The organism is Fulvivirga aurantia, assembly GCF_009711475.1.
GTDB classification, from domain to species: domain Bacteria; phylum Bacteroidota; class Bacteroidia; order Cytophagales; family Cyclobacteriaceae; genus Fulvivirga; species Fulvivirga aurantia.
Genome location: NZ_SMMD01000761.1, coordinates 1 through 7470, shown reverse-complemented (window position 1 = coordinate 7470; position 7470 = coordinate 1). Strand labels below are relative to the sequence as shown.

Below are 7470 nucleotides of genomic sequence, written 5' to 3'. Positions count from 1 at the left end.
ATTTACATACTGATCTTACTGGTGGCATTACCAACACTGGATGCGTTGGCTCAATGCGCAATGTGTAGAGCTACTATCGAAAATAATGTAAGCAATGGTGAAATTGGGATCGGAGCTAGTCTGAACTTCGGAATATTATATCTCTTTGTGATGCCATATTTATTAATTGGCTTTATCGGGTACATGTGGTATAGAAACAGTAAATCAAATGAAAAAAAGCTCCAAATCAAGCGCAATTTTACACGGTAAATGCCCCAGATGTAGGAAGGGTGACATGTTTAAATACAATGCCCTTAATCTTGGCAAATTCTCAGAAATGAATAAAAAGTGTGAACATTGCGGTTTGCACTTTGAGGTGGAGCCTGGCTTTTTTATTGGAGCGATGTATATTAGCTATGCTTTTAGTGTCGCTATGTTGGTGGCAGTAGGTGTTGCCCTCACAGTTTTATTTGACCCACCCGTTTGGGTCTACCTTGTATCTGTAACATCAGTTACTATTTTACTTCTCCCATTTAGTTTTAGATATTCACGTATACTATTTCTGCATTGGTTTGGCGGCATAGATTTTGATCCTGCTAAAAGGGTTACACAATAGCCTTCGATAGTATTTTGTGTATCTGGGGTAATTACTCAATTACCAATAAACTAGTATATTTATCCTATACCATTAAAACTATTTTCATTTGCCAAACCTAAAGCGCCTCAAATACTATTTATTTATCTGCGGTCTGTCTTTGCTTGTTGTGGGCACAGGTTTGGAACTCATTTTTAAGAGTACAACTCTTGATGAAACAGAATACCTCCAAACGGTCGAAGAAAGGCTTGGAAATGAAGTAGGTTCTCTTCAGAAAGATCTCGTAGATGTGCTTGAGTATCTTGAAAGGCAAAGACAGATTGATTTTTCGCAGATACAATTAGACACTGAGTATCCTTTCTATATCTATAATAACGGACGATTAGTTTATTGGTCAGATTACAGGTATGTCCCCGACTACAGATACATTTCCGGTAATTACAGGTTGAGATTTGTTAGCACAGTTAGGAAAGATTTCCTTGCCAGGCGATGGGCAATCTCAGGTACACGTTTTGAGGTTTTTGCCTTTGTGCCTTTGTATAACAACTATAAGGTCGATAACAATTACGTCCAGTCAGGTTTTAATCGAAAAATATTCTCAGATCAAAAACTGAAAATAAATAGCCTTCAGCATGCAGAAGGCACTCCGGTTTGTGCCATATCGGATGATGACAATTGTTATTTTAAAGTTGAGTTTGCGAGCGACTACGTTCAAAATAGAGTTTACCTCAACGGTATTTTAGCTATTCTGCTCGGGTGTGGGATATTGTTAATTGCTATTTGGGCTTACCTACTGGCCAGAAGTTATGCAAAAGGTGATGTTGAAAGAGGATTTTTGACTCTTGTGACGCTACTTCTTTTGTTGAGGTCCGGGATGTTAGCCTTTAATTTCCCTGCCAGATGGATTTCTTCCAGCTTGTTCGATAGTAGATTTTTTGCTTCATCCAGTATTAATCCTTCCCTTGGAGACTTACTCCTCAATTTGACAGCAGCTTTATTCTTGTGCCTGTATTTATTTAACAACTATCACAAATTCAGTTTATCCAATAAGTTTTTAAAAGCTCAAGGTCTTAAGACACGGGTAGTTTCTGTTATACTTGCCGGATTGATGATATTGGTATTGCATATTGAGTACCTGGCATTTCAAACTATTTACCATAACTCTCAAATTACTTTCGATATCAATCAGTCAATAAACTTTGAGCTGAATAGGGTAGTAGGTTTTTTAATATTCATCATACTCTCAATTGCTATTTTCTTTGTGCACCATGTGCTTTATAAGCTCTTTGAGAAAAGAAATAAACGCAAGAGAGACTTCTTCACCAACTATGCTGTAGGAGCTGCTCTATTTGCTATAATCAACTTGATCATTGGTCAGCAGTTTTTTGAAGTTTTGGCTATAAGTGTCGGACTCACCCTGACCTTATACATTACGGCATTACCCAATTATCTTACCAAGGTCCGTTATAACACCTTTCTCTATTTCTTTACAATTATCATTGGCACTGCAATTTTAGGGGCATTTGCAGTTTTTAAGTTTGAGAAAGAGCGTGAGTTTGAAAGAAAGCAGAAATTTGCCACACAGTTTCTAATTGATAATGATAATCTTGCTGAATACCTGCTGTCTGAGCTGAATAAAAAGCTCGAAGATGACGTATTCATTCAAAGCACCATGGCAAGTCCTTTCTTGTCAAAATCAATTATAAAATCGAAAATCAGGCAGGTGCTTCTCAGTAGTTATTTTGATAAATACGATGTAAAAATTTACCTGTACAATAGCAATGGAGAGCCGTTTGATGATAAACCGGGGGCGCTTGATCCTGCTGAATTGCGAGAGTTTAATGTAGAAGAATATAAAACTGATTACGAAGGCATTTACTATATCAATAAGCTAGGAGCCGAAGTGACAAAACGATACCTAGATTTTGTTGAAATTAAGAAGCGGGGCATATCTGTAGGCTATGTTATCATTGATCTAAATTTGAAAAGGATCATACCGGAAAATGTATACCCGGAATTACTGGTGGATAATGCATTTCTTTTTCCTTATCAGGATGCCAATTATAGCTATGCGGTTTTTAATGGAGATCAAATTTTATACAACTCAGGTAGCTTCAATTATAACACCGATTTTAATAAAGAACTTTTAGAGAGCATCTCTATATATGAGACAGGTTTGTCATCGAGTGGTTATTCTCACCTGGCAGTGAGAGACCCTGATGGTCGGGTGGTCGTGATCAGTTCTAATTTGCACCCGTGGTCAGATGTAATCTCAAATTTCTCATTTTTGTTTTTGATTCAGGTTTTTACCTTATTGATACTTACGGCTTTGTATGCCCTTTATTTTAGCTTTCAAAACTCTAGCCTCAATTACAGCGCAAGGATTCAGTTGTATTTGAACATTGCTTTCTTTCTACCCTTGTTTGCAGTAAGTATCACCACTTTGAGTTTGATTAATTCTTCATTTAAGAAAGAAGTGAATGAAGATTATTACAAGAAAGCAAGAAGCATAAGTAGCAATGTGAGTGATGACCTCGATCAATATATCAACGATCTCACAATTGACAGGGAGGACCTTCCTAACAAGCTCTCGCAAGTAGCTAAGTTTTCAGGAGTAGATGTTAACCTTTTCAGTACAAGGGGTAGGTTGATTGCCACCAGTCAGCCGCTGATTTATGAGAACAATTTATTGTCTAAATACATTAACCCTGTTGCCTATACAAAAATCAAGGAGTATGGTGAAAATGCCTATATCGCTCGAGAGTCTGTAGGTACGCTAACTTACAACACCACATACTACGGTGTCAAATCTTTTGGTACGGGTGATCTTATTGGCATCTTAAGCATTCCATTCTTCCAGTCAGAATATGCGCTGGAGCAGAATCAAATCGAGGTACTTTCTAATGTCATCAATATATTCACTATTATATTCATTGTCTTTTTATTGATTTCTTATCTGGCGGCTAAATGGCTCACGTTCCCATTATCTTTCATCACCCAAAAACTTAAGAAGACCACCCTAACAGGCTTTAATGAACCACTCGTTTGGAAAGCTGAAGATGAAATAGGCCTCATGGTGGGAGAGTACAATAAGATGCTTATCAATCTGGAAGAGAGCAAGAAAGCGCTGGCACGTAGTGAGAAAGAGACGGCCTGGCGGGAAATTGCACAACAGGTGGCGCATGAGATTAAGAACCCACTTACTCCTATGAAACTGACCTTGCAGCATTTGAGTAGAAAGTTGCTAGGTCGGCCGGATGAGAAAGATCTGGAAAGGCCAATAAATACACTCTTACATGAAATCGAGACGCTAAACGATATCGCTTCTTCCTTCAGTTCTTTTGCTAAGCTGCCAATTCCTGAAAATGAGCGTTATGATATTGTGCCGGTTATCAGAAAGTCAGTGAATTTACACAGTGCCACTAAACATGTTAAAATCAATCTGGATGTGCATGATGAGCATGTTTACACTCTTGGTGATGAACAACTGATGGGTAGGATAATTTCGAATATTATTATCAATGCAGTGCAGGCCAGCGAGGAAGAAAAGACCATTGACATCACACTAAATGTAAGTGATAACAGACGTTTGCTGTTAGAGATTAAAGACGATGGACCAGGGATTGATGAGAGCATAAGAGGGAAAGTTTTTCTACCCAATTTTAGTACTAAAGAGACGGGTAGCGGTATAGGCCTGGCCATTGCCAAGCACGGTGTTGAGCATGCCGGTGGAAAGATTTGGTTTGAGACAGAAGATGGCAACGGCACCTCATTTTATATTGAGTTGCCTATGGTGGAGTAGTTATGCGAGCTTCACTGGTCATATCAGCTTTACTCTTATTATGCTTTAAAAATTTACAAGCTCAAACACCAGGTGAGAAGTGTGTTTGGATTAAGACCTATGATACCTGGGTAAAGGTAGATTCTCTTTCTGTGCTACCAGCTTCAGCGAGAATTGCAGGTGTCGATAGCAGCGAATATGCGATAGAGCATGATTTAACCAAAGGTAAAATTTTGGTGAGGTTATCACAGCCAGCTGACTCTGTGGAACTTTGCTATCAAACCCTGGGTGTTGACTTAAGTAAGCAATATTTCAATCGGAGCCTTGATGTTTATGATTCAAATGCTTACTTCAAGGATCCAGTCTCGCCAGATCCGTTATTAGCACAAAAAAATGAACTGTTTACGACAGAAGGTTTAAATAAAAGTGGTAGCATAAGCCGGGGAATAAGCTTTGGTAATAATCAGGATGTCTTTGTCAACTCCACGCTCAACCTCAATTTAGACGGTAAGCTAAGTGATGATCTTAACATTAGGGCTTCGATTACAGATCAAAACGTTCCGTTTCAACCTGAAGGAAACACACAACAGTTACAGGACTTCGACAATGTCTTTATCCAAATTTATAATGAAAAGCTATCTCTCACCGGTGGTGATGTGGTATTGCAAGACAGGTCTTCGCATTTTCTTAAATACTACAAAAATGTACAGGGTGGAGTGGGCACCCTTAATTACTCTTTAACAGGTGCAGATACTGCCTCTACTTCGATAGGTGTTTCTGTGGCTAAAGGTCGGTTTGCCTCAGTACAAATTCCCCCAAAAGAAGGACTGCTCGGCCCTTATCAGATACCAGGCCCGGACGGAGAGCGATTCGTCATTGTATTGGCCAATTCTGAACGTGTTTTCCTGGACGGACAGCAGCTCGAACGTGGGTTCAATAATGATTATATTATCGATTATAACACAGCTCAACTCACTTTCACCAACAAGGTTCTGATTACTCAGTTTTCGCGGATCAGGGTAGATTATGAGTTTTCTGACCAGGATTATAACCGAACGATCCTGACGGGTAAACACACACATCAGGTGGGTAAATTTAATTTTGGCGTAAGCGCTTACAGTGAAAAAGACAATAGAAATAGACCATTATTGGTTGAGTTGAGTGATGCAGACAAGCGGCTATTGAGTGAAGTGGGGGATAGCCTAAACCTCGCTATTAAAAGCGGAGCCGATAGTGTTGGTTTTAGCGTAGAGCAAGTGCTTTATAGGAGTGTGGATACTGTATCATCGGGTGAAACCTTTACTATTTTTGAATATTCGACAGATCCTGAGGAAGCAGTTTATCGGGTGACATTTTCTGATGTCGGGATTGGGAATGGTAATTACGAACAAGCCATGACAACCGCTAATGGCAGGGTTTACCAGTGGGTAGCCCCTGTCGGGGGTGAGCCGCAAGGTAACTATGAACCGGTAATAGATATACCTGTACCAGACAAAAAACAGATGGTGACACTCATGGGCAGCTATCAATTGAATAAACATGAAACTGTTACGACAGAAATGGCTTTTACAGATCAGGATGTAAACCTTTTCTCACCAATAAACGATGAAGATGACAACGGATACGCCATGAAAGTTGGGTTGTTGAGCGAGGGTCGGAAGGTTTCATTTATGCCAAAATATACATACAGCGCTTTTATCGATTATGAATATGATGATGAGCGTTTTAGACCGATTGATCGATTTAGATATATAGAATATGATCGTGATTGGAGCTACAACCCACAGCCGGATGATCAGTTGGTTTCTGATAATATCTTCAATGTTGGTTTTAATATGCAAAAGGATGCTTCAAATAATGTAGGTTATACTTTTAGCAGGCGTTATCGAGAGAATCAGGTAGAGGGTTACCAGCACGATTTAAAGCTAAACCAACAGTTATACAACTTTAAAGTAAGTGCAAATGCTTTCTATCTGGAAAATGACTTGACCAACTCTCGGGCAACATGGAGTCGCTTATTTACCGATGTGTCTTATCAGAATAAATACCTGGTGCCAGGCTATCAATACAATGTTGACCAGAATCGAGTAGAAAACAAGCTTAGTGATTCGATAACAAATTCAGCTATGTTTTTTAATGAGCATGTTTACTATCTCAAAAACGCCCCACAATCGGATTGGGAGTTTTTGCTAAGTCATTCTCAACGTATCGATCAAATGCCTGTAGCTGGTGATTTACAAGATTTTACAGATGCTAACACCACAAGACTGAATCTTGGTAAGGATATAGGAAACGATCGCTTAGATGTAGTATTTACTTATCGAAATGTAGATCAGGTAGCTGTAGATGAACAGGAAGAGGTGATTTCCGGTAGGGTAGACTGGCGGGCACTGATGTTTGATAATCTGGTGAGGTCTGATCTAACTTATGCTATTTCCAATAGTCAGGAGCTGAAGAGAGAGTTTGTATTTATAAAAGTACCGGCAGGAGAAGGTACCCATACCTGGCGAGACCTGAATGAAGATGGGGTTCAGGATCTGAATGAATTTTTTGAGGCGATTAATCCTGATGAGCGTAACTATGCTAAAATTTTTGTGCCTACCAATGAGTTTGTAACCGCTTTTCAAACACTGTTTATCTATAATATAAACATTCAAACACCCAGAGCATGGAGAACGGCTGAGGGCTTAAAACGATTTCTAAGTAAGTTCTCAAATAACACAAGCTGGTCTGCAGATACAAAAACTACTGATGACGACCTTGACACCCGATTACTTTCATTTGCTCAGAATGTAGATAGAGCAAATCTCATTAGCGAAAGAAACACCCTGAGATCTACCTTATTTTTTAATCGAGCCAACCCAAAGTATGGTCTGGAGCTTTCTTTCTTCGATGCAGAGCGAAAGCAGCTTCTGGTTAATGGGTTTGAATCTACTTTTAATACAAGCTATGATGTAAACGTCAGGTATAATTTGTCAAAAGAGCTGACGCTCAAGCTGAGAACGGTAACCGGCAATAAAGAGTCAGCTTCTGATTTTTTAGAGGGAAGAAATTATTTGATAGATAGTGATCAAATAAACCCTGAGATTGCTTGGCAACCACAAGGCTATATGCG

General features: G+C 39.2%; 4 protein-coding genes. All 4 read left to right on the top strand.

The features are described from left to right. Entirely contained in the window at positions 1-249 is a 249-nt protein-coding gene (locus E1176_RS20935; protein ID WP_343030524.1) for a hypothetical protein, read from the top strand. Positions 250-316: 67 nt separating this feature from the next. Beyond that, positions 317-595 (top strand): DUF983 domain-containing protein, encoded by a 279-nt coding sequence (locus E1176_RS09420; protein ID WP_246205986.1) that lies wholly within the window; start codon positions 317-319, stop codon positions 593-595. An 88-nt stretch (positions 596-683) separates the two neighbouring features. Further along, positions 684-4376, top strand: coding sequence for a sensor histidine kinase (locus E1176_RS09415; protein WP_155210360.1), 3693 nt, complete (start codon positions 684-686; stop codon positions 4374-4376). Between the two features lie 2 nt (positions 4377-4378). Continuing rightward, positions 4379-7470 (top strand): hypothetical protein (locus tag E1176_RS09410; protein ID WP_155210359.1); only part of this gene is annotated, 3092 nt, incomplete at its 3' end.

Excerpts from the sequence above, each read along its gene's own strand:
- E1176_RS09420 (WP_246205986.1), top strand. The coding sequence starts at position 317 with ATGAATAAAAAGTGTGAACATTGCGGTTTGCACTTTGAGGTGGAGCCT.